The sequence below is a fragment of the Sphingomonas aracearum genome, assembly GCF_003345355.1.
Classification (GTDB): domain Bacteria; phylum Pseudomonadota; class Alphaproteobacteria; order Sphingomonadales; family Sphingomonadaceae; genus Sphingomonas; species Sphingomonas aracearum.
In genome coordinates, this window is record NZ_QQNB01000013.1 from 1 (window position 1) to 505 (window position 505).

The window sequence follows — 505 nt, forward strand, 5'->3', positions numbered from 1 at the left end:
CGTTCGCGCGCTCGACGCGCCCCTTGGCTTGCGGCGAGTTGGCGCAGATGATCTCGATGTTGAGCGCGTGCAACGCCCGCCCGAGATGGGTCATGCCGTCGCCGTTCGCCGAGGCCGTGTTGTTGCGGAAGGCGCTGTGCTTATCGGAGTACAAGGCGACCGGCTTGCCGTGACGCTCGATATATGTCCGGGTCGCCCGCATATACGAGAAGGTACTCTCGCTCTCGACCATCTCCAGGTGCATCAGCTCGCTGGTCGCGTCGTCTATGTAGACCAGCAGCGTGCATTGCGGGCCTCGGTCCTCGAACCACCAGTGCTTGGATCCGTCGACTTGGATTAGTTCGCCACGGCAGTCCCGCCGGTAGCGCGGCTGGTAAGGGCGAGGGCGGCGCGCTTCACGGTCTTTCCACAGGCCGGCCACCATCATCATTTGGCGCAGCGTCTCGCACGACACCCGGATGCCATGCCGCTCGGCCAGATACTCACGTGCCAGCGTCGGCCCGAA

General features: G+C 64.6%; 1 protein-coding gene. It reads right to left on the minus strand.

Annotated elements, in window-relative coordinates; all coding sequences use genetic code 11:
- A partial coding sequence (locus tag DVW87_RS17635) for an ISNCY family transposase (protein ID WP_114689073.1) occupies window positions 1-505 on the minus strand: 505 nt, incomplete at both ends.